This is a genomic window from Achromobacter sp. Marseille-Q4962 (assembly GCF_943737005.1).
Taxonomy (GTDB): domain Bacteria; phylum Pseudomonadota; class Gammaproteobacteria; order Burkholderiales; family Burkholderiaceae_B; genus Achromobacter.
Genome location: NZ_CALSFU010000009.1, coordinates 164,766 through 188,490, shown reverse-complemented (window position 1 = coordinate 188,490; position 23,725 = coordinate 164,766). Strand labels below are relative to the sequence as shown.

Here is a 23,725-nt window from a genome sequence, read left to right as displayed (position 1 = left end):
CGCCACGCGCACGGCGGGCGGGGCCCTGCGGCCCGAGGTGCGCGCATTCGCCGAAAGCCTGGCCGCCGAACGCCAACTGCCCCTGCCGCCGCTGCTGGCCGCGCTCGAGGGAGCGCGCTACAACGCCACGGTCGCGCGCCTCATCCTGCCTTCGGGCGCCAGCGGCAAGAAAGTCTGGCGCAGCTGGCTCACCTACCGCTCGCGCTTCGTGGAGCCCAAGCGCATCGGCTGGGGCGCCCAGTTCTATGAAGAAAACCGCGCCTTGCTCAACCAGGCCGCCCAGCGCTTCGGCGTGCCCGCGCCCATCATCGCGTCCATCATCGGGGTCGAAACGCTCTACGGCCGCAACATGGGCAACTTCCGCGTGCTGGACGCGCTCGCCACCCTGGCCTTCGACTACCCCGATCCGGCCCGGCCCGAGCGCGCCGAGATGTTCCGCGGCCAGCTCGCGGATTTCCTGACCCTGGTGGAACGGGGCAAGCTCGATCTGGACACGGCGGGCTCCTACGCGGGCGCCATCGGCATGCCGCAATTCATGCCCGGCAGCATCATGCGCTACGCCGTGGACGGCGACGACAACGGGCACATAGACCTTTCCGGCAACACCTACGACGCCATCATGTCGGTGGGCAGCTTCCTGGCCCAGCATGGCTGGCAGCGGGGCCTGCCGGTCTTCGCGCCGGTGGCGCTGCCGCCCGACCCGGCGCCGCTGGCCGACGGCGGGCTGGTGCCGCGCCAGACCTGGGAATCGCTGCACGCCGCCGGCGCCACGCTCCTGCCCGGCGCCTCCGCCGCCGGCTGGAGCGAGCAGCCGCTCGGCGTGGTGGACCTGGTGGAGGAAGCCCGCGGCACGGCGCAGTATCGCGTCGGCACGCCCAATTTCTTCGCCCTCACGCAGTACAACCGCAGCTATTTCTACGCCACGGCGGTGGCCGATCTCGCCAAGGAGATCGAAATGCGCGTCGGCCGCTGATCCGCCGGCCGGCCTGGCCAAACGGGCCGAGGCGCGATCGGGCAGCCCGGGTGCGCAAAAGGAGGCATGCAAAAGAAAAGGCTCCCCGCCGGGAGCCTTGCGTGCGGTGGTTCCGGCGGCCGGGTTCGCCGGCCCCGGCGTCAGTTGAAGACGCCGGTGGACAGATAGCGGTCGCCGCGGTCGCAGACGATGAAGACGATGGTGGCGTTATTGACGCGTTCGGCGACGCGCAGGGCCGCCACGAGTGCGCCGGCCGACGAAATGCCGCCGAAGATGCCTTCCTCGGCCGCCAGGCGGCGCGCCATGGTTTCGGCCTCGGCCTGCTGGATGGACTCGTAGGCGTCCACGCGGCTGGCATCGAAGATCTTGGGCAGGTAGGCTTCGGGCCACTTGCGGATGCCGGGGATCTGCGAGCCCTCGGCGGGCTGGGCGCCCACCACCTGCACCGCCGGGTTGCGCGACTTCAGGTAGGTGGACACGCCCATGATGGTGCCGGTGGTGCCCATGGCGCTGACGAAATGGGTGATCCGGCCCTCGGTCTGGTTCCAGATTTCCGGCCCCGTGGTTTCGACGTGGGCGCGCGGATTGTCGGGATTGGCGAACTGGTCGAGCACCACGCCCTTGCCCTCGGCCTGCATTTCGGTGGCCAGGTCGCGCGCATACTCCATGCCGCCCTTGTCGGCGGGGGTGAGGATGAGCTCGGCGCCGTAGGCGGTCATGGCGGCGCGGCGCTCCAGCGAGAGGTTGTCCGGCATGATGAGGATCATGCGGTAGCCGCGCATGGCGGCGGCCATGGCCAGCGCGATGCCCGTGTTGCCGCTGGTGGCCTCGATCAGCGTGTCGCCCGGCTTGATGTCGCCGCGCTCCTCGGCGCGCCGGATCATGGACAGCGCCGGGCGGTCCTTGACCGACCCGGCGGGGTTGTTGCCTTCCAGCTTGGCCAGGATGACGTTGCCGCGCGGCGCGCCGGCCTCGCCCGGAATGCGTTGCAGGCGCACCAGGGGCGTGTTGCCGACGGTTTGTTCGATGGTGGGATAGTTCGTAGTCATGCCGCCGATCATAACCTTGCCTGGCGCGCCGCAACGCCTAAATCCGTGTTCGCGCCAGGGACTCCCGCCGGCGGAATCAGGGCCGCGCCGCCGGCGCAGGCGCGCCGCGCGCCGGCATCTTGCCCGCGGCCGGACCGGAAACCGAGCCTGAGGCCGAGCCGGAAGCCGGACCCGCCCGCGACGGCTTGCCGGAGGCGGCGTCACGCTGGCCGGCGGGCCGCGCCGCGCCGGATGCGTCGCCGCCCACCTCCAGCCCCGCCGCGCGCAGGGCCTGGATGCGTTTTTCGCCCATGCCCCGCACCCGCTCGGCCAGGTCGTCCATGGATTCGAACGGGCCGCCCCGCTCGCGTTCCTGGACGATGATCTCGGCGGTGCGCGGGCCGATGCCGCGGATGCGCTCCAGCTCCTGCGCCGACGCGCGGTTGGCGTCCAGCGCGTGCGCGGCGCCGGCCAGGCCGATGCCCGCGGCGGCCAGCGCCAGCATGAGCGCCCGCCTGAGGCCCGCGCCCCGCGCCGCAGGCGGCGCCGGCAAGCGCCCCGCGCCCGAGCGGGGCCGGCGGACGGAGCGGAACGAGAAAAGGGTCGAAGGGACGGCAGCGGGTTGGCCGCGCAGGCGGGATTTCAGACGGAACATACGGATCTCCAGAGGGGAAAAAGCGCGGCGGCCATTGCCGCGCCCTGTCCGCATCATCCCGCGCCGCGCCTCGCCCCGCGGCCGCGGTGAACGGATTTGCCCACCCCGGCAGGCACGAATGAAAAAAAGGCCACCGCTTGCGGTGGCCTTCGTCGGCGGCCTGGCTGGACCCGCGCCCGCCGCGTTCAGCGCGCGCGCCAGTAGCGCACGTATTCCGAGACGCCGGTCTGCACGTCGCGCATGGGCGCCGTGAAACCCGCGGCCCGCAGATTGCGCACGTCGGCCTGGGTGTAGCTCTGGTAGCGGCCCTTGAGATCGTCCGGAAACGGGATATAGCGGATGAGCTGCTGCTCCACGAGCTGGGCCAGGGTCAGCGTGGCCTCGCCGCGTTCGGCGCGCAGGGCATTGACCACCGCCGCCGCCACGTCGTTGAAGGGCTGGGCGCGGCCCGTGCCGCAGTTGAAGATACCCGACCGGCCGGGGTTGTCGAGAAAATGCAGGTTCACCGCGACCACGTCTTCGACCGAAATGAAATCGCGGCTCTGGCCGCCGTCGGCGTAGCCGTCCCAGCCCGCGAACAGGCGCACGTGGCCGTGTTCGAGGAACTGGTTCATGTTGTGGAAGGCCACCGAGGCCATGCGGCCCTTGTGCTGTTCGTGCGGGCCGTAGACGTTGAAGTAGCGCAGGCCCACGACCTGGGCCGTGAGCGTGTCCATGCGCTGGCGCAGCACCTGGTCGAACAGCAGCTTGGAGTAGCCGTAGACGTTCAGCGGCCGCTCGTTGGCCGGATCTTCCGCATAGGTGGAAGACCCGCCGTAGACGGCGGCCGACGAGGCATAGATGAACGGCACGCGGCGCGCCTGGCAGAACTCGAAGAGCTCCAGCGTGACGCGATAGTTGTTGTCCATCATGTACCGGCCGTTGCGCTCGGTGGTGTCGGAGCACGCGCCCTGGTGGAACACGGCGCGCACCTCCGGCAGCTCGCCGCTGGCCACGCGCTGGCGGAATTCGTCTTTGTGCAGGTAGTCGGCGATGCGGCAATCGACGAGGTTGAGGAACTTGTCGCCCTCGGTGAGATCGTCGACCGCGATGATGTCCTCGATGCCGCGGCGGTTCAGGCCCCGCACCAGGTTGCTGCCGATGAAGCCCGCGGCTCCTGTAACGATGATCATGGGGATACTCCTGCCAGTTCGGCGGCGGTGACGACGGAGGTGCCCAGCTTGCCCACGGCGATGCCGCCGGCCCGGTTGGCCCAGTCCATGGCTTCGGTCCAGGGCAGGCCGATGGCGCGCATGACGGCCAGCGTGGCCAGCACGGTGTCGCCCGCGCCGGACACGTCGAACACCTCGTGGGCCTGCGCATCGGTATGCGCGCGCCCTGCGTCGGTAAACAAAGTCATGCCCTGCTCGGACCGGGTGACGAGCAGGGCTTCCAGCTCCAGCTCCGAGCGCAGCCGCTGCGCCCGCTCGGTGAGCTCGGATTCGCTGTTCCAGCGCCCCACGGCCTGCTGCATCTCGGCGCGGTTGGGCGTGACCAGGGTGGCGCCGTGGTAGCGGACATAATCGTCGCCCTTCGGATCGACCAGCACGGGAATGCCCGCGGCGCGCGCCTGGGCGATCATGGGCTGCACGCGGGCCAGCACGCCCTTGGCATAGTCCGACAGCACGATGACATCGTGGCTGGCCAGGTGCCGCGCCACCGCGGCGTCGATCTCGTCGAGCGCCCGCGTCTCGGGGTGCTGTTCGAAATCCACGCGCAGCAGCTGCTGCTGGCGCCCCAGGACGCGCATCTTCAGCGTGGTGTGCAGACTGGCGTCGACGATGAGATCGGCGTTGATGCCGGCTTCGGCGGCCAGGCGCCGCACGCTGTGGCCCGCCTCGTCCTCGCCCAGCACGCCCACCAGCGTCACGTGGCCGCCCAGCGCCGCCACGTTGCGGGCGACGTTGGCCGCCCCGCCCAGGCGGTCTTCGCGGCGCGCCACGCGCACCACGGGCACCGGCGCCTCGGGCGAGATGCGCTCGACTTCGCCGAACCAATACCGATCCAGCATGAGATCGCCCACCACCAGGACGCGGCTGTGCGAAACGGCTTCTGCGGGAAATGCGTTCATTCGGTTTCTTCCAGACGGCGCGGCGCGTAGGTTTCCCATGCGTTGCAGCCAGGGCACTGCCAATAAAAGCGACGGGCCTGGAAGCCGCAGCTGCGGCAGGCGTAGCGGTCCAGGCGTTGCGTATGTTTGTGGATCAGGCTGCGCAGCAGGGTGAGGTCGGCGCCGGGCACGGGGCCCTCCACGCCGGACTCGCCATCGGCCGTGGCCAGTTCGGCCTCGAGCAGGCGGTCCAGGCCCAGCAGCGAGGGGTGGTGGCGCAGCGCCGAGCGCGCGAACGCCCAGGCCGGCGCGGCGCCCTGCTGCGCCCGCAGCTCGCGGAACACCACGTTGAAAAGGTCGAGCGACGCATGCCGGGCATACTGCTTTTGCAGCAGGTCGAGGCCGGCTTCCTGCTGGCCGGCGTTCCGGTAGTTGGCCAGCAGCTGCTCGGCCACCAGGCCGGCGAATTCGGGCGCGTCGGTAAGGATGGACTCCAGGTAGAGACGCTCGCGCTTCGGGTCGTTCTCGAGCAGCGCCAGGCGCGCGCGCAGCATTGCGGTGCGCACCATGGCGCCCTTGCCGCCGGCCGCATCGGCCGCGTGCAGGGCATGGTCGGCGGCATCCAGCGCGGCATGCGCGGCATCGGTGTCGGCGGGCTTGGCCGACAGCGCAGACTGCGCCTGCTCGCAGTAGTAGTGCACGATCTGCGGCACGGGCTCGTCCACCAGCCCGTGCAGGGTCTTGACGGCCTCGATGGCGCGCGGCCAATCGTGCTCGGATTCGTAGATGCGGATCAGCGAGCGCAGCGCGGGCAGCGCGTAGCGCGTGTCCTTGAGCTGCTTGAATCCCGCTTCGGCGCGGTCCAGCATGCCCGCCTTGAGGAAATCCTGGGCCAGCTCGTGCTGCGCATGCTCGCGCTCGGCCGCGGGAAGGTCCGCGCGATTGAGCAGGCTCTGGTGCACGCGGATGGCGCGCTCCATTTCGCCGCGCCGCCGGAACAGGCTGCCCAGGGCGAAGTGCAGTTCGGTGGTTTCCGGGTCGAGCTTGGCCACCTCGACGAAGGCGTCGATGGCCTGGTCCGGCTCTTCGTTGAGCAGGAAGTTCAGCCCGCGGAAATAGGAGTCGGGCAGGCTGCGCGTCTCGCGCAGCATTTGCCGGAAATCGAAACGCGCGGCCAGCCAGCCCAGCGCGAACAATACCGGCACGAATATCAGCAGCCAGGGTTCGAAATCCACTATCGGAGCTCTGTTTTCTTATTCAGACGAAAAAATCGGGACGCCTGATCCGGATCAGAGCGGCGACATGGGAGCCACGGCCTCCGGCGGCACCGACGGCGTGGTGCCCGCGACGGCGGCCTGGACGCGGTCCAGCTCGCGGCGCAGGCGCATGGCTTCGCGGCGGCGTCGCATGGCGGCCGGCACGGTCAGCAGCAGGCCGAAGAGCGCGCCCACGACGAAGGCAGCCAGCATGACCACGATGAGGGGAACGTCCTGCACCACGTAATCCGCGTAGAACCTGACGGCCACCGGATCGGTGTTTTTCAGGGCGAACATCAGAACGGCAATGAAGACGAGCAATCGCAGGGCCCAGACGAGGTAGCGCATGACGCATGCTCCTATGAATTCAAGACTGTCAATTGTAAGCGACAAGCCGGCCGCCGCACCCGGCTTTTGCCCCCCCCGGGGGGGGGGAGCGCCGGCAAGACGATCGCCGGAACATGGTCGGCCGGAAAAAACAAAGCCCCTCGGAAATTCGAGGGGCTTTGCACGCGGTCGGATCTGCCCGGGGGCAGCCGCGACTGCCGCGCCGTCAATGCATGGCGTGCAGACTGACCATGGACGGCATCGGCTCGCCCGATCCGGAGGATGAGGCGTCCTCTTCGTTGCCGCCAGCCACATCCACCCGCTCGCGCAATTCCTTGCCCGCCTTGAAGTGCGGCACCTGCTTGCCAGGCACCAGCACCTGTTCGCCGGACTTGGGATTGCGGCCGATGCGGGGGGATCGCCGCGACAACGAAAAACTGCCGAAACCCCGGATCTCGATGCGCTGGCCCGAGGCCAGGGCCTGGGTCATGGCATCGAGAACGGTCTTGACGGCGATATCGGTGTCGCGGGCGGCCAGCTGAGGATAGCGGGCCGCCAGGGCGGCGATCAGCTCCGACTTGGTCACTATTAACCGTCGTTGCGCTGTTGGTCCAGCTTGGCCTTCAGCAGCGCGCCGAGGTTGGTCGTGCCCGAGGAGGCGCTGGCTTCAGACATGCGCTGGATGGTTTCGGCGGTCTCGGCGTTGTCGCGGGCCTTGATCGACAGCTGGATCGAGCGCGTCTTGCGGTCGATGTTGACGATCATGGCTTCGATGTTCTCGCCGGCCTTCAGCACGGTGGTGGCGTCTTCCACGCGGCCCGAGGAGATCTCGGAGGCGCGCAGGTAGCCTTCCACGTCCACGGACAGCGTCACGACGGCGCCCTTGGGCTCGACCGACTTGATGGTGCCCGGAACCACGGCGCCCTTGTCGTAGGTGGCCACGAAGTTGTTGAACGGATCGCCTTCGAGCTGCTTGATGCCCAGCGAGATGCGCTCCTTGTCGGTGTCGATGCCCAGGACCACGGCTTCGATCTCGTCGCCCTTCTTGAAGTTGCGCACGGCTTCTTCGCCCGATTCCGTCCACGACAGGTCGGACAGGTGGACCAGGCCGTCGATGCCGCCGGGCAGGCCGACGAACACGCCGAAGTCGGTGATCGACTTGATGGCGCCGCGGACCTTGTCGCCGCGCTTGAAGTTCGTGGCGAACTCTTCCCACGGGTTCTGGCGGCACTGCTTCATGCCCAGCGAGATGCGGCGACGGTCTTCGTCGATCTCGAGGACCATGACTTCGACTTCTTCGCCCAGGGTCACGACCTTGCGCGGATCGACGTTCTTGTTGGTCCAGTCCATTTCGGACACGTGCACCAGGCCTTCGATGCCGGCTTCCACTTCGACGAACGCGCCGTAGTCGGTCAGGTTGGTGACCTTGCCGAACAGGCGGGTGCCTTGCGGATAGCGGCGGGCCAGACCCACCCACGGGTCTTCGCCCAGTTGCTTGACGCCCAGCGAGACGCGGCTCTTTTCCTGGTCGAACTTGAGCACCTTGGCTTCGACTTCCTGGCCCACTTGCAGGACTTCGGAGGGGTGGCGGACACGGCGCCAGGCCATGTCGGTGATGTGCAGCAGGCCGTCGATGCCGCCCAGGTCAACGAACGCGCCGTAGTCGGTGATGTTCTTGACCACGCCCTTGACCACTGCGCCTTCGTGCAGGGTTTCGAGCAGCTTCTGGCGCTCTTCGCCCATGCTGGCTTCCAGCACCTGGCGACGCGACAGGACGACGTTGTTGCGCTTGCGGTCGAGCTTGATGACCTTGAATTCGAGGGTCTTGCCTTCGTACGGGGTGGTGTCCTTGACCGGACGCAGGTCCACCAGCGAACCCGGCAGGAACGCGCGGATGCCGTTGGTCATGACGGTCAGGCCGCCCTTCACCTTGCCGGTGATGGTGCCGGTGACCAGCTCGCCGTTCTCGAGGGCCTTTTCCAGTTGCAGCCAGGCCGACAGGCGCTTGGCGCGGTCACGCGACAGGATGGTGTCGCCATAGCCGTTTTCCAGGGAATCGATGGCCACCGAGACGAAATCGCCGGGTTGCACTTCGAGTTCGCCCTGGTCGTTCAGGAACTCGTCCAGGGGAATCAGGGCTTCGGACTTCAGGCCGGCGTTGACGACGACGAAATTGTGGTCGACGCGAACGACTTCGGCGCTGATGACCTCGCCGGACTTCATGTCCTGGCTCTTGAGGCTCTCGGCAAACAGATCGGCAAAGCTTTCGCCGCCGGTAGCGGTAGTGGAAACGGAAGACATGGGATTGAAATCCATTGGGCCGGATGGCCGTTAAAAACACACCGCAGCGGATTGCCCGCCACAGTGGAGTGAAAACACCTGCCCGCGAACGCCCCGGCAAGAAGAGCCGGCAACGGCGCCCTGGCGGAAACAGGGCCGGAAAAACCACCCGCGGAACGCTCCGCATGAAACCGGCGCTTGCCGGAAGCTGCGGGACACCGCGGGGCACTGCATGATGCGGACCGCCTTTTCGGCGCATCCGCGCCCGCCCGAAGGCGGAAAATCGTGGCACCAGGCGCCGGGCCGGCGCAGCAACAGGCTGTCGTGCCCGGTGCGCCCTTACCCCTTACCTTTTGCTCTTGCCCTTCACCCTTATTTCGCCGTTGACGCTTTTACGCTGCCCCCGCTCCGGCCTCGCGCCAGAAATCGAGAATGGCCTGCACGGTTTCGGCGATCGTCAGATTCGACGAATCCAGGATTCGCGCATCCGGCGCGGGAGCCAGCGGCGCCGCGGCGCGCTGGGTATCGCGGGCGTCCCGCTCGCGCATATCCCGCAAAAGGTCATCCAGGTTAGCAGAAATTCCCTTTTCGATCAACTGCTTACGGCGCCTTTCGGCCCGCGCCACCACGTCGGCCACCAGGAAGACCTTCAGGACCGCGTCCGGGAACACCACGGTGCCCATGTCGCGGCCGTCCGCCACCAGGCCCGGCGGCTGGCGGAAAACCCGCTGGCGCTCGAGCAGCGCCTGCCGCACGCCGGGAAACGCGGCCACGCGCGAGGCGAAATTGCCGACTTCCTCGCGGCGGATGTCGTGGCTGGCCTCCGCGCCGTCCAAGTAGACGTGGGGGCCGTCGAACCGGACGTCGAGGGCCTGGGCCACCCGCGCCACCGCGGGCTCGTCGTCGGCCGGCACACCGCGACGCAGCGCGGCCAGCGCGGTCAGCCGGTAGAGCGCGCCGCTGTCCAGCACGGACCAGCCCAGCGCCTTGGCGACGCGGTGCGCCACGGTGCCCTTGCCCGAGGCGGTGGGGCCGTCGATGGTTATGACCGGAACATGCTCCGGAAGAATCGCTGTCATGGTTCTCGCAAGGGCGCGCCTTGCCGCGCACCCGAAAGTCTGTTTGCAATCAAGGCCGCCGGCCCCAGGGTGCGCCGGCGCGCCCTTATTAGGCCGACACCAGGCCGGCGTAGACGTCAAAGTAACCCGGGAAGGTCTTGCTCACGCAACCCGGATCCAGGATGCGCACCGCCGCCGGGCCGAAGGCCGCGAGCGAAAAACACATGGCCATGCGGTGGTCGTCCCAGGTGCCGATGTGCGCGTCGCGCCAGCCGCCTTCGGCGGGCGGCGTCACGCGCAGCCAATCCGGCCCCGATTCCACGACCGCGCCCAGCTTCTCCAGCTCGGTCTGCATGGCGTGGATGCGGTCGGTTTCCTTGACCCGCCAGCTGCCGATGTTGCGCAGGCGGCACGGGCCGTCGGCGTAGAGGGCCAGCGCCGCCGCGGTCATGGCAGCGTCGGGAATGAGGTTGAAATCGGTGTCGAACGCCTTGAGCTTGCCGCCCTCGGCCACGCGCACGCCCGTCACCTCGATCCAGCCGGGGCCGTATTCCACCCTGGCGCCCATGGCAGCCAGGGTGTCGGCGAACGCCACGTCGCCCTGGATGCTGTCTGCGCCCACGCCGGTCACGCGCACCGGACCGCCGCCGATCGCGCCCAGCGCCAGGAAATACGACGCGGTGGACGCATCGCCTTCCACCGCGATGCGGCCCGGGCTGCGGTAGACCGCGTCCGCCTCCACGGTGAAGCGGCTCCAGCCCTCGCGCCGGACCTGCACGCCGAAGCGCGCCATCAGGTTGAGGGTGATTTCGATATAGGGCTTGGAGATGAGCTCGCCGGCGACTTCGATGCCGACGGCCTGGCCCGTCCGGCCCACCAGCACGGGCGCGGCCAGCAGCAAGGCGGTGAGGAACTGGCTGGACACCGAACCCTGCACGCGCGCGACGGCGCCGGCCTTCAGCGCGCCGCGGCCGATGCGCAGCGGCGGATAGCCGGCCTGTCCCAGGTACTCCACTTCGGCCCCCAGGGCCGCGAGCGCGTCGACCAGATCGCCGATGGGCCGCTCGTGCATGCGCGGCACGCCGGACAGTCGGTAGTCGCCGCCCATTACCGCCAGCGCGGCCGTCAGCGGCCGGATCGCGGTGCCGGCGTTGCCCATGAACAGGTCCGCGCTTTCGACGGGAAACCGCCGCACGCCTTCCACGGTGACCCGCCCCTGCTGCGGCTCGGACACCGTCACGCCGAGCTGGCGCAGCGCGCCCAGCATGACCCGGGTGTCGTCGGAGTCGAGCAGGCCGGTGATGTCGCAGCGTCCTTGCGCCAGCGCCGCCAGCAGCAGCACGCGGTTGGAAATGCTCTTGGAGCCCGGCAGGGCCATCGTGCCCTGCGCGCGGCGCGCGCGGGGCAGGTCGAGATAAGGCAATGCGCCCATGATTACTCCTTGCGCCACGAGCGGCGCGCCTGCGCCGCCGTATCCAGTTGCGCCAGCAGCGCTTCGCCGTCGCCCTCGGCGATGGCCCGCTCGGCGCGGTCGAGCCCGGCGCGCAGGCCGGCCAGCTCTTGCAGCATGGCCTCCCGGTTCGACAGGAAGATGTCGCGCCACATTTCCGGCGAGCCCGCCGCGATGCGGGTGAAATCGCGGAAACCGCTGCCCGCGGTGTCGAGCCGCAGCCGCGCGTCGCCGGCGCGGGCGACCTGCTCCATGTAGACGGCGGAAAGCAAGTGCGGCAAATGGCTGACGGACGCGAGGACGCGGTCGTGCGCGTCGGCGTCCATGTCCGAAACCCGCGCGCCGCAGGCCTCCCAGGCCCGGGCCACCCGCGCAACGTCGCCAGCGCTGTTTTCGGGCAGCGGGGTGAGGATGACGCGCCGCCCGCGGTACAGGCCGGGATCGGCGGCTTCCGGGCCCGTGCGCTCCGCGCCCGCGATGGGGTGGCCGGGCACGAAGCATCCGATCTGCCCCCCCAGCGCCTGGCGGGCCGCGGCGATGACTTCGCTTTTCGTGCTGCCGGCGTCGGTGAGCAGCGCGCCGGGCCGCAAGTGCGGCAACATGCGCCGCAGCGTGTCCCCGAGGGCGCCGACGGGCGTGGCCAGCATGACCAGGTCGGCCCGGGCCGCCGCGTTTTCGGCGCTGACGGCCTCGTCGATGAGCCCCAGCGCGACGGCGCGCTCCAGCGACGCGGGATTGCGCCCCACGCCCAGCACCCGGCCTACCTGCCCCGCCTGGCGCAGCGCGGCGGCGAACGATCCGCCGATGAGGCCCACGCCGGCCACGGCCAGCACGGGAATCAGGGGAGCGGCGGCCCCGCCGTCAGCGCCTTCGGGCGGCCGTGCGGTGCTCATTCCTCCAGAACCGCCTCGAGCGCCTCGATGAAGCGCGCGTTTTCCTGCGGCAGGCCGATGGTGACGCGCAGCCACTCGGGCAAGCCGTCGCCGGCGACGGGACGCACGATGACGCCGCGCTTGAGCAGTTCGAGGTTGATGCGCGGGGCGTCGCCGACGCGCACCAGGACGAAGTTGCCGTAGCTGGGCACGTAGCGCAGTCCGAGCCGCTCGAAAGCGGCGCAGAGCTGGGCCTTGCCGGCCTTGTTGGATTCGTAGGCGCGCTGGAGATAGTCGGCGTCGGCCAGGGCGGCGATGGCCGCGGCCTGGGCCAGCGTGTTCACGTTGAACGGCTGGCGCACGCGGTTGAGCAGATCGGTCAGCGCGGGCTGCGCCACGGCGAAGCCCACGCGCAGGCCGGCCAGCCCATAGGCCTTGGAAAAGGTGCGCGAGACGATCAGGTTGGCGTAGCGGCGCACCAGGTCCGTGCTGTCGAAGCGCAGCTCGGGGTCGAGGTATTCGTTGTAGGCCTCGTCCAGCACCACGGTGACGCGGTCGCCGTGCGTCTCGTGCACGCGCTCCAGGAAGGCGGCGACGCGGTCGCCCGGCACGAAGGTGCCGGTGGGATTGTTGGGGTTGGCGATGAACACCAGGCGCGTGTCGTCGGCAATGGCCTCGAACATGGCGTCCAGATCGTGCCCGTAATCGCGCGCGGGCACCACGATGTGGCGCGCGCCCCGGGCCTGCGTCGCCAGGCGGTAGACGGCGAAGGAATGCTGCGCGTAGACGGCCGAGGCGCCCGGCTCCAGCAGCGCCAGGGCCGCGATCTCGAGGATGTCGTTCGAGCCGTTGCCCAGGGTGATCCAGCTTGCCGGCACGCCGTAGCGCTGGGACAGCGCCGCCTTCAGGTCGAAGCCATTGGGATCGGGATAGCGCGCGAGCGACTCGGCCGCGGCCAGCATGGCCTTGCGGGCCGACTCGGGCATGCCCAGCGGATTTTCGTTGGACGCGAGCTTGACGATGCCGGCGGGATCCAGCCCGAACTCGCGGGCCAGTTCTTCGATGGGCTTGCCGGCCTGGTACGGCGCGATAGCGCTGACGTGCCGGGGAGCGACGAGGGGCTTGGATGCGGTGGTCATGGTGGTGGCTTATTGCGCCGGGTACGAACCCAGCACCTTGAAAAAGGCGACCTGCGCCTGCAGGGCGGCCAGGGCGCTCGCGACATTGGGATCGTTGCGGTGGCCCAGCACGTCGACGTAGAAGTAGTACTCCCACTGGCCGGTGCGCGCCGGACGGGACTCGAAACGCGTCATGGACACGCCGTTGGCGGCCAGGGGCGCGAGCATTTCGTAGACCGCGCCGGCGCGGTTGGGCACCGCCAGGATGAGGCTGGTCTTGTCCTTGCCGCTGGGCAGGGGCTCGATGTCGCCGATGGCGAGAAAGCGGGTGCGGTTCTGGGGATCGTCCTGGATGCCGGCCTCGACGATGCGCAGGTTCCAGGCCGGCGCCGCGACCTCGCCCGCGATGGCCGCCACGGAAGCGTTCTCCGCGGCCACGCGCGCGGCCTCGGAATTGCTGGCGGCGGCCACCCGGTTGAGGTCGGGATAGTGGCGCGTGAGCCAGCCCTGGCACTGCGCCAGCGCCTGCGGATGCGCGGAAATGGTCTTGATGCCGTCCATGGTGCCCGATTGCGTCATCAGGCAGTGGCGGATCACCAGCGAGCGCTCGCCCAGGATCTTGAGCGGCGTATTGAGCAGCAGGTCCAGGCTGCGGTTGACCGCGCCTTCGGTGGAGTTTTCCACCGGCACCATGCCCACGTCGGCCTGCCCCGCCTCGACGGCGCGGAAGACCTCATCGAACGAGGGGCATGGCAGCGACTGCACCGCGTGGCCGAAATGCTCCATGGCTGCCTGTTCGGAGAACGACCCCTGCGGCCCCAGATACGCGACGGTCATGCCCCGCTCCAGGCCGCGGCAGGCGGAAATGATCTCGGTCCAGACGGCGGCCACGCCGGCATTGGGAAACGGTCCGGCATTGAGCTGCTGCAGCCGGCGGATGACCTCGGCCTCGCGCTCGGGACGCAGCACGGGCCCGTCGGCCTGGGCCGCATGCTTGGCCTCGCCCACTTCCTGCGCGGCGCGGGCGCGCTGGCACAGCAGGTCGAGGATCTGCGCGTCGAGCGCGTCGATGCGCTCGCGCAGGGGAAGCAGCTTGCGCTGCAGTGACTCATCCATAGCGACGCTCGAATTCCTTCAGGTACTCGACCAGGGCCTGCACCCCGGCCAGCGGAACGGCATTGTAGATGGAGGCGCGCATGCCGCCGACGCTCTTGTGGCCCTTGAGCTGCGTCAGGCCGGCCGCCTCGGCGCCCTGCAGGAAGGCGTCATTGAGCGATTCGTCGCGCAGCACGAAGGGCACGTTCATCCGCGAGCGCACCGGCACGTGCACCGGATTGCGGTAGAAATCGGTGCCGTCCAGATAGCCGTAGAGCAGTTCGGCCTTGGCCTTGTTGGCCGCTTCCATGCCCGCCACCCCGCCGTTGGCCTTCACCCACTTGAACACCAGGCCCGCCACGTAGATGGCGAACGTGGGCGGCGTGTTGTAGCGCGAGTGCTCGGCGGCCACGTTGGCGTAGTCGAAGGCCGAAGGGCAGATGGGCAGCGCATGGCCGATGAGGTCGCGCCGGGCGATCACCACGGTGACGCCGGCCGGGCCGGCGTTCTTCTGCGCACCGGCGAACAGCAGGCCGCAGCGGGTGACGTCCATGGGACGCGACAGGAAATGCGAGGAGGCGTCCACCACCAGCGGCACATCGGGCGCGCCCAGCGCGGCCATGTCGGGCCAGTCCATGAACTCCACGCCGCCGATGGTTTCGTTGCTGCACAGGTGCAGGTAGGCGGATTCCTTGCGCACGCGCCAGGCGCCGGGCTCGGGCACCCAGGAAAACGGCGCCTGCTGGCGGCCGTCGAGCGTGACGGCCTCGGCGCTGGACGCCGCGACCTGGGCGTCGCCGTAGCGGCGGGCCTCGGCGTGCGAACGCTTGGACCAGTGGCCGGTCACGACGAAATCGGCCGCCGGCGTGCCGCGCCGCCCCATGAGGTTCATGGGAACGATGGCGTTTTCCCCGGAACCGCCGCCCTGCATGAACATGACGGCGTAGTCGGCCGGAAGATCGAGCAGGTCGCGCAGGTCGGCTTCCGCCTCGTCGCAGATCTGCACGAAATGCTTGCCGCGATGGCTCATTTCCATCACGGACATGCCGCTGCCGTGCCAGTCCAGCATTTCCGCAGCGGCTTGCTGCAGCACCACCTCGGGCAGCGCCGAGGGGCCGGCCGAGAAATTCCAGGGGCGGGCCATTATTGCTCCGTAGGTTCAGTCGAATCCGTCGCGCCGTCGTCGCCCGCGTCCTGGTCGTCGTCCAGGTCGCCGTCCTCGTCGGCATCGCTTTCCACCACGCGGCGCACGCCGGACAGCGAGCTGCCGTCGTCCACGTTGATGAGCGTGACGCCCTGCGTGGCGCGGCCCATTTCACGGATTTCCGCGACCCGGGTGCGCACCAGCACGCCGCCGGTGGTGATGAGCATGATTTCATCGGACGGCATGACAAGCACCGCGCCGACCACCTTGCCGTTGCGCGAGCTGGTCTGGATGGCGATCATGCCCTTGGTGCCGCGGCCGTGGCGGGTGTACTCGGTGATGGGCGTGCGCTTGCCGTAGCCGTTCTCGGTGGCGGTGAGCACGCTCTGCGTCTCGTCGCCCGCCACCAGCAGCGCGATCACGGTCTGGCCGTCTTCGAGCATCATGCCGCGCACGCCGCGTGCGTTGCGGCCCATCGGGCGCACGTCGTTCTCGTCGAAGCGCACGGCCTTGCCGGCATCGGAAAACAGCATCACGTCGTGCTTGCCGTCGGTGAGATCGGCGCCGATGAGGTAATCGCCCTCGTCCAGGTCCACCGCGATGATGCCCGCCTTGCGCGGGTTGGAGAAATCGGACAGCGGCGTCTTCTTCACAGTGCCGCGCGAAGTGGCCATGAACACGTAGTGATCTTCGCTGAACTCCTTGACCGGCAGCACCACGGTGATCTTCTCGCCGTCGGCCAGCGGGAACATGTTGACGATGGGCTTGCCGCGCGAGTTGCGGGTGCCTTGCGGCACTTCCCACACCTTGAGCCAGTACACCCGGCCGCGGTTGGAGAAGCACAGCAGGAAATCATGCGTGTTGGCGATGAACAACTGGTCGATCCAGTCGTTCTCCTTCATGGCGGTGGCCTGCTTGCCGCGGCCGCCGCGCTTCTGCGCACGGTATTCCGACAGCGGCTGGCTCTTGATGTAGCCGCCGTGCGAGAGCGTCACGACCATGTCGGTGGGCGTGATCAGGTCTTCGGTGTCCAGTTCGGTGGCGTTCAGCTCGATTTCCGAACGGCGCGTGTCCTTGGCGCCGGTGGAGAACTCCGCCTTGATGGCCTGGAGCTCCTCGCCGATGATGGAGGTGATGCGCTCGGGCCGCGACAGGATGTCGAGCAGGTCGGCAATGGTGGACATGATGTCCTTGTACTCGCCGACGATCTTGTCCTGCTCCAGCCCGGTCAGGCGCTGCAGGCGCATGTTGAGGATTTCCTGCGCCTGAGTCTCGCTCAGGCGGTACATGCCGTCGTCCTGCAGGCCGAATGCCTCGCCCAGGCCGTCGGGCCGGTAGGCCGCGCGTCCGCCGGCCGTGTCCGCATCGGCGCGCGAGAGCATCTCGCGAACCAGGGACGAATCCCAGGCGCGCGCCATCAGTTCCTGGCGCGCCACGGGCGGCGTGGGCGCGGCCTTGATGATGGCGATGAAATCGTCGATGTTCGCCAGCGCCACCGCCAGGCCTTCCAGCACGTGGCCGCGCTCGCGGGCCTTGCGCAGCTGGAACACCGTGCGCCGCGTGACCACTTCGCGGCGGTGCTGCAGGAAGTAGTCGATCATCTGCTTCAGGTTGAGCAGGCGGGGCTGGCCGTCGACCAGCGCCACCAGGTTCATCCCGAAGGTGTCCTGCAGCTGCGTGTTCTTGTAGAGGTTGTTGAGCACGACCTCGGGCACTTCGCCGCGCTTGAGCTCGATGACCAGGCGCATGCCTTCCTTGTCCGACTCGTCGCGGATGTCGGAAATGCCCTCGATCTTCTTCTCGTTGACCAGCTCGGCGATACGCTCCTGCAGCGTCTTCTTGTTGACCTGGTAGGGAATCGCGTCGACCACGATGGCCTGGCGGTTGCCCTTGTCCAGATCCTCGAAGTGGGTCTTGGCGCGCATGACCACCCGGCCGCGGCCGGTGCGGTAGCCCTCGCGCACGCCCGACATGCCGTAGATGATGCCGCCGGTGGGGAAGTCGGGCGCCGGAATGAGTTCGATGAGCTCGTCCACGGAGCATTCCGGGTTGCGCAGGCAGTACAGGCAGCCGTCCACGACCTCGGCCAGGTTGTGCGGCGGAATGTTGGTGGCCATGCCCACGGCGATGCCGGAACTGCCGTTCACCAGCAGGTTGGGCAGCCGCGAGGGCAGCAGCAGCGGCTCCTGCTCGCTGCCGTCGTAGTTGGGGCCGAAGTCCACGGTTTCCTGGTCGATGTCGGCCAGCAGCTCGTGGGCGATCTTCGCCAGGCGGATTTCGGTGTAGCGCATGGCCGCGGCGTTGTCGCCGTCGATCGAGCCGAAGTTGCCCTGGCCGTCGACCAGCATGTAGCGCATGGAGAAATCCTGCGCCATGCGGACGATGGTGTCGTAGACGGACTGGTCGCCATGGGGATGGTACTTACCGATGACATCGCCGACGATGCGCGCCGACTTCTTGTAGGCGCGGTTCCAGTCGTTGTTGAGTTCGTGCATCGCGTAGAGCACGCGCCGGTGGACGGGCTTGAGGCCGTCTCGCACATCCGGTAGCGCCCGTCCCACGATCACGCTCATCGCGTAATCGAGGTAGCTGCGGCGCATCTCTTCTTCCAGCGATACCGGAAGCGTCTCCTTGGCAAAGGAATCCATATAGTTAACGACAGAATCGTGTAAGAAGGAACCCGGGCCGGGCAAACAGGAAATTCTATCATTCGATTCCGCGGCGGACTCCGCGCGCCGCCAGAGGGCGCGGGCCGGCCGGCAAGCCGCCGGCCGGATCGGGGGGCCGGGCGTCGGCCAGACCCGTCCCGCCACCCCTGTTGTCAAAAACCAACACGCTCCGCCGGGTGGAGCGCCCAAATCGTCATATCCAGCATTAATGCGGCTGTGCAGGGAAGCCAAAGGCCCCCAAATGCCTTAAGATTGTTTCCAGCACGCAGGAAACCCAGTAGCTATTCCTTTGAACCAGCTCTTGGCGTTGCTATACTGGCCCCGTTTTCCTGATATGCGGCGGGGGTTCGCTGCGAGTCACTTATCCAGCTTCAAGCTCAACGAGGAGAAACATGAACAAACCCTCCAAATTCGCTCTGGCGCTCGCCTTCGCCGCCGTCACGGCCTCTGGTGTAGCCTCGGCCCAGTCGTATCCCCAGACGGTGGACAACTGGCGCAACCCGTTCGGTGACGTCTGGAAGAACGGCACGAACGAACTCTGCTGGCGCGATGCCTTCTGGACCCCGGCTACCGGCATCCCCGGCTGCGACGGCGTTCCGGTTGCGCAACAAAAGCCGAAGCCCGCTCCGATGGCTGCGAAGGTCGTCTTCAACGCCGACACGTTCTTCGACTTCGACAAATCGACCCTGAAGCCCGAAGGCCGTCAACTGCTGGATCAAGTCGCCCAGCAAGCCCAAGGCATCGATCTGGAAACCATCATCGCCGTCGGCCACACCGACTCGATCGGTACCGAAGCCTACAACCAGAAGCTGTCCGAGCGCCGCGCCGCTTCGGTCAAGGCCTACCTGGTCAGCAAGGGCATCGATCCCAACCGTATCTACACGGAAGGCAAGGGCGAGCTGAACCCGATCGCTTCCAACAAGACCGCTCAGGGCCGCGCCCAGAACCGTCGCGTGGAAATCGAAATCGTGGGCACCCGCAAGTAATCGGCGGACTCGCTACAATAAAGGCCTCGCACTGCGAGGCCTTTTTTTCGCCCCGCGCGCACCATGCCGGTGCATGGCCGGCCGGCTCCCGCGCAAGACGCGGCGCAGCGAGGCCGGCCCGCCGCGCGCCGATGCCTTCCCCCAGCCTGACCGCCCATGACCACCCAGACTCCCGATTCCGCCCGCGCCCCCGTCAATGCCGACCAGGCCGAACTGGACAAGTTCAGCGCCCTGGCCAGCCGCTGGTGGGATCCCGAAAGCGAATTCAAGCCGCTGCACGCCATCAACCCGCTGCGGCTCGAATGGATACAGGAATGCGCCGGCGGCCTGGCAGGCAAGAAGGTGCTGGACGTAGGCTGCGGCGGCGGCATCCTCTCCGAAGCCATGGCGCGGGCCGGCGCCGACGTCACCGGCATCGACCTGGCCGACAAGTCGCTCAAGGTGGCGCGCCTGCACGGCCTGGAATCCGGCGTGAAAGTGGAATACCGCAAGGTGCCCGTGGAAGAGCTGGCCGCCGAGCAGCCGGGGCAGTACGACGTGGTCACCTGCATGGAAATGCTGGAACACGTGCCCGACCCCTCCTCCATCGTGCGCGCCTGCGCCGCGCTCGCCAAGCCGGGCGGCTGGGTGTTCTTCTCCACCCTGAACCGCAACCCCAAGTCGTTCCTCTACGCCATCATCGGCGCCGAATATGTGCTCAAGCTGCTGCCCCGCGGCACGCACACCTACGACCAGTTCATCAAACCCAGCGAGCTGGCGGCCGCGGTGCGCGACGCCGGCCTGCAGGCTGTGGGCATGCGCGGCATGCAGTACAACCCCATCACCCAGATCTACAGCCTGTCTTCGGACACCTCGGTGAACTACCTGATGGCTACCCGCAAATGAGCGCCCTGATCCTCTTCGACTTCGACGGCACGCTGGCCGACACCGCCCCCGACCTGGCCGCCGCGGCCAACCGCCAGCGCGAACGGCGCGGGCTGGAGCCCCTGCCTTACGAAGCGCTGCGTCCGGTAGCCTCGCAGGGCGCGCGCGGCCTGCTGCGCGTGGCGCTGGGCCTGCGCCCCGACGACCCCGCCTACGAACCCGCGCGGCTGCAGTTCCTGGAGGACTACCACGCCGCCTCCACCGTGCACAGCCGGCTCTTTCCCGGCATTCGCGAGCTGCTGGCCGACATCCGTGGGCGCGGCCTGTCGTGGGGCATCGTCACGAACAAGGTCACCTACCTGACCCTGCCCATCGTCGAGCACCTGAATCTCGTCCGCGACAGCGCGGTGCTGGTCTGCGGCGACACCACCGCCCACGCCAAGCCGCACCCGCTGCCCCTGCAGCACGCGGCCCGCGAAGCGGGCTTCGCTACCGAGCGCTGCGTCTACGTGGGCGACGACCTGCGCGACATCCAGGCCGCGCATGCCGCCGGCATGCCGGCCGTGGCGGCAGCCTACGGCTATGTCGGCGAAGAAGACGACATCGCCTGCTGGCAGGCCGAACGCTGCGCGCAATCTCCCGGCGAACTGTGGCCGGCCATCGAGCCGCTGCTGCCCGTCGGCCTGCGCTAACGCCGAAACGCGCGAGCGGCCCGGCCGCCCGCGCGCCATTGGCGGCGCCCGCCAAACACAGTTGTTGGATGCGCCGTCTTTATCCCGTCACCGCGCTCCCCTAGACTGGGCGCCTTGGGGGCACCGGGGCACATCGCCCCCCGGCGGGCGCGCTTTCCCCTCCCCGCCGCACTTCCGCCGCCGCCCCTGCGGCCGCCCGGCGCGCTTGCGCCACACCTCCATCTCTTTCGATCATCCTCGCGCCGCATCGCGGCGCGTCAGAGGAATACTCATGCTATTGCCCATCTTGCTGTTGTCCGCGGCCGGCTTCACCGTCCTGACCACGGAATTCCTGATCGTCGGCCTGCTGCCCGGCCTGGCCCGGGACCTGCACGTGAGCATCGCGCAGGCTGGCCTGCTCGTCACGCTGTTCGCGCTCACCGTCGCGGCCACGGGTCCGTTTCTCACGGCCCTCATGGCCAACCTCGAGCGCAAGCGCCTGTTCGTGGGCGTGCTGGCGCTTTTCGGCCTGTCCAACGCGCTGGCCGCCGCCGCGCCCGACATCTGGATCATGGCGCTGGCGCGTTTCCTGCCGGCCCTGGCCCTGCCCGTTTTCTGGTCGCTGGCCAGCGCCACCGCCGTGGAACTGGTCGGCCCGGCCCGGGCCGGACGCGCCATCTCCCTGGTGGCGTTCGGCATCGTCGCGGCCACCGTATTCGGCATACCCATCGGCGTACTCATTTCCGACGCCTATGGATGGCGCGCCGCCTTCGGCGCGCTGTCGGCCGTGGCCTTCGCCAAGGCGCTGCTGCTGCTGGCCGCCTTTCCCAGCACTCGCGTCCACGCCGAAGGCGTGCGCTTCTCCCGCCAACTGCGCATCCTGCGCAAGCCCGTGGTGCTGGGCAACGTGGCGCTCTCCCTGCTCGTCTTCACCGGCATGTTCACCGCCTACACCTACCTGGCCGACATGCTGGAGCGGCTGGCCGGCTTCGATGGCCGCACCGTGGGCTGGACCATGATGGCTTTCGGCGCCGTCGGACTGGCCGGCAACACCCTGGGCGGCCGGCTCGTGGACCGCAGCCCGCTGGGCGCCACCGCTCTCTTCGCCGCGGTCATGGCGGCCAGCCTGACGACTCTCGGCGCCGTCATGGGCTCGCACGGCCTGCTGGCTGCGGTGCTGGGCGCCTGGGGCATCGCCCAGGCCGCGCTGTTCATCGTCTGCCACGTGCGCCTCATGAAAGCCGCCCCGGAAGCGCCCGCCTTCGCCGCCTCGCTCAATATCTCGGGCGCTAACATCGGCATCGGCCTGGGCGCCGTGGCCGGCGGCGCCGTGATCGAGCGGGTGGGCCTGGACGCCCTGGGCTGGGCCGCCGCCGCCATCGTCGGCGCGGCCGTCGTGCTGTCCCTGTTTATGATGAGCGTCACGCGGCCCGCCCGCGCCAAGACCGCCTGCGCCGATACGGCATGAGTCCGAAAATTCGCGCAATCTATCGCGTTTGAGCGTACAATAGCCTTACTTGGGGCCGATCCGGATTCGACGTGGGTCGCGAAACAACTCAGGGCATGCCGAGCACCAGTAAGCTCGTAAATCCACTGGAACACTACAAACGCCAACGACGAGCGTTTCGCTCTCGCCGCTTAATCGGTGAGCCGCTGCACTGATCTGTCCTTGGGTCAGGCGGGGGAAGGCAACTTCCCAGGGGGGCAACCCTCGAACCGCAGCAGCGACATTTACAAGGAATCGGTCTGCGCTGGGGTCACACGGTTCAGGCTTAAATTACGTGAATCGCCCTGGTCCGGCCTGTCGGTTGGCTAAGTCCAGGGTTAAATCCAAATAGGCCGACTACGCATGTAGAACTGGTTGCGGAGGGCTTGCGGACGGGGGTTCAATTCCCCCCGGCTCCACCAATACCCAAAATCCCAACCCTCATCGGTTGGGATTTTTTTTGGCTCATCGAGCATTACCGGGGAATGCGGCACGGATTTCCAGGAAGCAGTATTCGCGGACGTATCCATAGGCCAAGCACTCGACCCGGACGAGTCCGACTCACGCACCAAGGCTGGCTGGCTGGCCTTGTCCAGGGTCTGGACCGTGAGCCACCCCAGATCGAAGAACCTCGCCACCGCTTGCACATTGCTCGATCGCGGCAACTGGCCGCAAGCCTGTGCCCGGCGCGCTCCGCGGCTGGCGATGTCGATCACGAAATGGTACTTCACGCCGCCTTTGAGCATGCGCTCGTAGGCCTGGTTGACCTCGTCGGCGTGGGTCATCTCGATGCCGGCCACGATGCCGCGTTCGGCGCATAAGTCGAGCATTTCCTGGGTTTCGGGGATGCCGCCGATCATGCAACCAGCAAGGCTGCGGCGTTTCATGATGGGCTGAACACCTGGGGCGACGGATGCGGCGTGGCGGGCGCGCCTGCCAGCGGCCATGGCGCCATCGCGCTTGAGCAGCGCGAAATAGGGATCGAGATCGTGCGGCGCGGCGACGATGTTGAGGATGCAATCCAGGCTCCGGACACGGGCCGCCATCTCGTCCGCATGACGGGAGATGGCGACTTCGTGCGCGCCCATGGCGCGGGCCAGCTTGATGCCCATGTGTCCCAGGCCGCCGGTCCCCACCACGCCCACTTTGTGGCCAGGGCCGACGTTCCAGTGGCGCAAGGGCGAATAGGTCGTGATGCCAGCGCACAGCAGGGGCGCGGCGGCGGCGAGCTGCGCCTCGGAATGGCGGATACGCGGCACGTAGCGCTCGCGCACCACGATCCTGCGAGTAGCCGCCCGCGTACACAGGGATACAGGGTGCCTGCCCATTCCCGGCGGCCCCGGCATCCCGTTCCCAAGGCCCCCAAGAACCTCACCGCGCACAACGGCATCAACCAGAGAATGCCGAGGCCGAGAGGACTGTCCGTGTGGAGTTTCGCGCGCCGCGGCCGGCAGGTGAACGTGCAGGTCGACGGACAGCGCATCTTCAACACTGCACCGCCGCAGGTGGACGCGGCCCTGGCGGGCCTGGGCATCACGCTGCTGCCGGAAGACGAACTGGCGGAGCGCCTCGAGTCGGTCCGGCTCGTGCGCGCGCTGACGGACTGGTGCCCGAAATTCACGGGCTATCACCTCTATCCGAGCCGGCGGCAGCCTTCTCCCGCCTTTTCGCTCGTGGTGCGGGCCTTGCGGACCGCGGCGCCCG

The 23,725-nt window shown here is 68.3% G+C and carries 20 protein-coding genes, 1 other RNA gene and 2 pseudogenes; 7 read left to right on the top strand and 16 right to left on the bottom strand.

Features of this window, described 5'->3' with window-relative positions; genetic code table 11:
• On the top strand, positions 1 to 973 hold a 973-nt coding region (gene mltB, locus NGJ44_RS10250), incomplete at its 5' end, for a lytic murein transglycosylase B (RefSeq protein WP_251863848.1).
• A 140-nt stretch (positions 974 to 1,113) separates the two neighbouring features.
• On the opposite strand, the gene cysM is transcribed toward mltB, so the two are convergent.
• From cysM to gyrA, 15 genes are all read right to left on the bottom strand, one after another.
• Entirely contained in the window at positions 1,114 to 2,022 is a 909-nt protein-coding gene (gene cysM, locus NGJ44_RS10245) for a cysteine synthase CysM (RefSeq protein WP_053245452.1), read from the bottom strand.
• Between the two features lie 76 nt (positions 2,023 to 2,098).
• Positions 2,099 to 2,506, bottom strand: a complete 408-nt coding sequence (locus tag NGJ44_RS10240) for a ComEA family DNA-binding protein (protein ID WP_251863847.1) — start codon at positions 2,504 to 2,506, stop codon at positions 2,099 to 2,101.
• A gap of 335 nt (positions 2,507 to 2,841) precedes the next feature.
• Positions 2,842 to 3,828, bottom strand: a complete 987-nt coding sequence (gene rfaD, locus NGJ44_RS10235) for an ADP-glyceromanno-heptose 6-epimerase (RefSeq protein WP_053244948.1) — start codon at positions 3,826 to 3,828, stop codon at positions 2,842 to 2,844.
• Positions 3,825 to 4,766 (bottom strand): D-glycero-beta-D-manno-heptose-7-phosphate kinase, encoded by a 942-nt coding sequence (rfaE1, locus tag NGJ44_RS10230; RefSeq protein ID WP_053244947.1) that lies wholly within the window; start codon positions 4,764 to 4,766, stop codon positions 3,825 to 3,827. The genes rfaD and rfaE1 overlap by 4 nt, the downstream gene beginning before the upstream one ends.
• Positions 4,763 to 5,980 (bottom strand): lipopolysaccharide assembly protein LapB, encoded by a 1,218-nt coding sequence (lapB, locus tag NGJ44_RS10225; protein WP_053244946.1) that lies wholly within the window; start codon positions 5,978 to 5,980, stop codon positions 4,763 to 4,765. The genes rfaE1 and lapB overlap by 4 nt, the downstream gene beginning before the upstream one ends.
• Positions 5,981 to 6,034: 54 nt before the next feature.
• Complete coding sequence (locus NGJ44_RS10220) at positions 6,035 to 6,349, bottom strand: LapA family protein (protein WP_251863846.1); 315 nt, start codon at positions 6,347 to 6,349, stop codon at positions 6,035 to 6,037.
• Positions 6,350 to 6,554: 205 nt separating this feature from the next.
• Entirely contained in the window at positions 6,555 to 6,914 is a 360-nt protein-coding gene (locus tag NGJ44_RS10215) for an integration host factor subunit beta (protein ID WP_053244944.1), read from the bottom strand.
• A gap of 2 nt (positions 6,915 to 6,916) precedes the next feature.
• A complete protein-coding gene (gene rpsA, locus NGJ44_RS10210) occupies positions 6,917 to 8,629 on the bottom strand; it encodes a 30S ribosomal protein S1 (protein WP_053244952.1) in 1,713 nt (570 codons plus the stop codon).
• A 371-nt stretch (positions 8,630 to 9,000) separates the two neighbouring features.
• Complete coding sequence (gene cmk / locus NGJ44_RS10205; RefSeq protein ID WP_251863845.1) at positions 9,001 to 9,687, bottom strand: (d)CMP kinase; 687 nt, start codon at positions 9,685 to 9,687, stop codon at positions 9,001 to 9,003.
• A gap of 88 nt (positions 9,688 to 9,775) precedes the next feature.
• Positions 9,776 to 11,098, bottom strand: a complete 1,323-nt coding sequence (gene aroA / locus NGJ44_RS10200; RefSeq protein WP_251863844.1) for a 3-phosphoshikimate 1-carboxyvinyltransferase — start codon at positions 11,096 to 11,098, stop codon at positions 9,776 to 9,778.
• A gap of 2 nt (positions 11,099 to 11,100) precedes the next feature.
• Positions 11,101 to 12,009, bottom strand: coding sequence for a prephenate dehydrogenase (locus NGJ44_RS10195; RefSeq protein ID WP_251863843.1), 909 nt, complete (start codon positions 12,007 to 12,009; stop codon positions 11,101 to 11,103).
• Positions 12,006 to 13,127: a histidinol-phosphate transaminase gene (hisC, locus tag NGJ44_RS10190; protein WP_053244217.1), complete on the bottom strand. Its 1,122-nt coding sequence runs from the start codon at positions 13,125 to 13,127 to the stop codon at positions 12,006 to 12,008. Before hisC ends, NGJ44_RS10195 begins: the two co-directional genes overlap by 4 nt.
• A 9-nt stretch (positions 13,128 to 13,136) precedes the next feature.
• Positions 13,137 to 14,222 carry a prephenate dehydratase gene (gene pheA, locus NGJ44_RS10185; protein WP_053244218.1) on the bottom strand — a complete coding sequence of 362 codons (1,086 nt, stop codon included), beginning with the start codon at positions 14,220 to 14,222 and terminating at the stop codon, positions 13,137 to 13,139.
• On the bottom strand, positions 14,215 to 15,345 hold the full coding sequence (gene serC / locus NGJ44_RS10180) for a 3-phosphoserine/phosphohydroxythreonine transaminase (RefSeq protein ID WP_502802123.1): 1,131 nt from the start codon (positions 15,343 to 15,345) through the stop codon (positions 14,215 to 14,217). The genes pheA and serC overlap by 8 nt, the downstream gene beginning before the upstream one ends.
• Positions 15,345 to 17,993: a DNA gyrase subunit A gene (gene gyrA, locus NGJ44_RS10175; protein WP_251863842.1), complete on the bottom strand. Its 2,649-nt coding sequence runs from the start codon at positions 17,991 to 17,993 to the stop codon at positions 15,345 to 15,347. Before gyrA ends, serC begins: the two co-directional genes overlap by 1 nt.
• Positions 17,994 to 18,406: 413 nt before the next feature.
• On the opposite strand from gyrA, the gene ompA reads away from it, so the two are divergent.
• The 5 genes from ompA to ssrA all read left to right on the top strand — a co-directional run bounded on the left by ompA (position 18,407) and on the right by ssrA (position 22,443).
• On the top strand, positions 18,407 to 19,000 hold the full coding sequence (gene ompA / locus NGJ44_RS10170) for an outer membrane protein OmpA (RefSeq protein WP_053244221.1): 594 nt from the start codon (positions 18,407 to 18,409) through the stop codon (positions 18,998 to 19,000).
• 156 nt (positions 19,001 to 19,156) lie between these two features.
• The gene (gene ubiG / locus NGJ44_RS10165) at positions 19,157 to 19,885 is read left to right on the top strand and encodes a bifunctional 2-polyprenyl-6-hydroxyphenol methylase/3-demethylubiquinol 3-O-methyltransferase UbiG (protein WP_251863841.1); all 729 of its coding nucleotides are present in this window, start codon (positions 19,157 to 19,159) and stop codon (positions 19,883 to 19,885) included.
• Positions 19,882 to 20,556, top strand: a complete 675-nt coding sequence (locus tag NGJ44_RS10160) for an HAD-IA family hydrolase (RefSeq protein WP_053244222.1) — start codon at positions 19,882 to 19,884, stop codon at positions 20,554 to 20,556. The genes ubiG and NGJ44_RS10160 overlap by 4 nt, the downstream gene beginning before the upstream one ends.
• 271 nt (positions 20,557 to 20,827) lie before the next feature.
• A complete protein-coding gene (locus tag NGJ44_RS10155) occupies positions 20,828 to 22,003 on the top strand; it encodes an MFS transporter (protein WP_251863840.1) in 1,176 nt (391 codons plus the stop codon).
• Positions 22,004 to 22,054: 51 nt separating this feature from the next.
• Positions 22,055 to 22,443, top strand: a transfer-messenger RNA (tmRNA) gene (ssrA, locus tag NGJ44_RS10150).
• A 276-nt stretch (positions 22,444 to 22,719) separates the two neighbouring features.
• Here the strand turns inward: ssrA and NGJ44_RS10145 are convergent.
• A pseudogene (locus NGJ44_RS10145) lies at positions 22,720 to 23,317 on the bottom strand (zinc-binding dehydrogenase); the annotation flags it as partial.
• A 47-nt stretch (positions 23,318 to 23,364) separates the two neighbouring features.
• Between NGJ44_RS10145 and NGJ44_RS10140 the strand changes: the two are divergent.
• A pseudogene (locus tag NGJ44_RS10140) lies at positions 23,365 to 23,712 on the top strand (LysR substrate-binding domain-containing protein); the annotation flags it as partial.
• Between the last annotated feature and the right edge of the window lie 13 nt (positions 23,713 to 23,725).

What these genes read in the sequence shown, in the direction of transcription:
- rpsA (WP_053244952.1), bottom strand. Translation starts at nt 8,629, where the DNA reads ATGTCTTCCGTTTCCACTACCGCTACCGGCGGCGAAAGCTTTGCCGAT.
- rfaD (WP_053244948.1), bottom strand. Translation starts at nt 3,828, where the DNA reads ATGATCATCGTTACAGGAGCCGCGGGCTTCATCGGCAGCAACCTGGTG.
- NGJ44_RS10195 (WP_251863843.1), bottom strand. Translation starts at nt 12,009, where the DNA reads ATGAGCACCGCACGGCCGCCCGAAGGCGCTGACGGCGGGGCCGCCGCT.
- NGJ44_RS10155 (WP_251863840.1), top strand. Translation starts at nt 20,828, where the DNA reads ATGCTATTGCCCATCTTGCTGTTGTCCGCGGCCGGCTTCACCGTCCTG.
- rfaE1 (WP_053244947.1), bottom strand. Translation starts at nt 4,766, where the DNA reads ATGAACGCATTTCCCGCAGAAGCCGTTTCGCACAGCCGCGTCCTGGTG.
- pheA (WP_053244218.1), bottom strand. Translation starts at nt 14,222, where the DNA reads ATGGATGAGTCACTGCAGCGCAAGCTGCTTCCCCTGCGCGAGCGCATC.
- ubiG (WP_251863841.1), top strand. Translation starts at nt 19,157, where the DNA reads ATGACCACCCAGACTCCCGATTCCGCCCGCGCCCCCGTCAATGCCGAC.
- NGJ44_RS10220 (WP_251863846.1), bottom strand. Translation starts at nt 6,349, where the DNA reads ATGCGCTACCTCGTCTGGGCCCTGCGATTGCTCGTCTTCATTGCCGTT.
- serC (WP_502802123.1), bottom strand. Translation starts at nt 15,345, where the DNA reads ATGGCCCGCCCCTGGAATTTCTCGGCCGGCCCCTCGGCGCTGCCCGAG.
- hisC (WP_053244217.1), bottom strand. Translation starts at nt 13,127, where the DNA reads ATGACCACCGCATCCAAGCCCCTCGTCGCTCCCCGGCACGTCAGCGCT.
- ompA (WP_053244221.1), top strand. Translation starts at nt 18,407, where the DNA reads ATGAACAAACCCTCCAAATTCGCTCTGGCGCTCGCCTTCGCCGCCGTC.
- cmk (WP_251863845.1), bottom strand. Translation starts at nt 9,687, where the DNA reads ATGACAGCGATTCTTCCGGAGCATGTTCCGGTCATAACCATCGACGGC.
- NGJ44_RS10160 (WP_053244222.1), top strand. Translation starts at nt 19,882, where the DNA reads ATGAGCGCCCTGATCCTCTTCGACTTCGACGGCACGCTGGCCGACACC.
- gyrA (WP_251863842.1), bottom strand. Translation starts at nt 17,993, where the DNA reads ATGGATTCCTTTGCCAAGGAGACGCTTCCGGTATCGCTGGAAGAAGAG.
- aroA (WP_251863844.1), bottom strand. Translation starts at nt 11,098, where the DNA reads ATGGGCGCATTGCCTTATCTCGACCTGCCCCGCGCGCGCCGCGCGCAG.
- NGJ44_RS10240 (WP_251863847.1), bottom strand. Translation starts at nt 2,506, where the DNA reads ATGCTGGCGCTGGCCGCCGCGGGCATCGGCCTGGCCGGCGCCGCGCAC.
- cysM (WP_053245452.1), bottom strand. Translation starts at nt 2,022, where the DNA reads ATGACTACGAACTATCCCACCATCGAACAAACCGTCGGCAACACGCCC.